Below are 475 nucleotides of genomic sequence, written 5' to 3'. Positions count from 1 at the left end.
GAGAAGCCAGCGTCATCACGCGATCGGCAAAGGTAACCTGGGCAACGATCGGCAATTGCAGATCCTGTTCAACATGGCACAGCCGCACACCCAGCGCAGTAAATTGCGATAGTTCATACAACAGATCCGGGTCATCCACTCCCGCAGGTATAACAAGATCGACCTCGACGTTGTCTTTTAGCCGATAGCTCTGAACCGCCGCGCGGAACTGACGGGCGTATAAATCCCACTCATTGGGCGCGCCGGTCATCCACAGGGTGAGCTTTTCAGCGCCTTCGTTAATCGCCCGGCGAATCGTATCGACAATAGCGCCAGGGCAGTAGCGGGCATCCGGCAGCGAGAATGTCTCTTCATCCGGTAAACCGATGTAATACGTGAAGTCATCGCCAAGCCAGGCCAGCGCCGCTTTGCGATCCAGCAAATCGTGATCGTGGCGAGTCTGGGAATCAAGCAGGCATTCACTACATGCAGTATC

At 55.4% G+C, this 475-nt stretch carries 1 protein-coding gene; it reads right to left on the bottom strand.

The genetic code is table 11. The features are described from left to right. Positions 1-475: hypothetical protein (locus tag K0039_RS25155; protein ID WP_228106861.1), on the bottom strand; the 475-nt coding region annotated here is incomplete at both ends.

The sequence above is a fragment of the Terrisporobacter mayombei genome (assembly GCF_020748465.1).
GTDB classification, from domain to species: domain Bacteria; phylum Bacillota; class Clostridia; order Peptostreptococcales; family Peptostreptococcaceae; genus Terrisporobacter; species Terrisporobacter mayombei.
The sequence above is the reverse complement of the archived record's forward strand: the minus strand, read 5'-3'. Positions and strand labels throughout refer to the sequence as shown.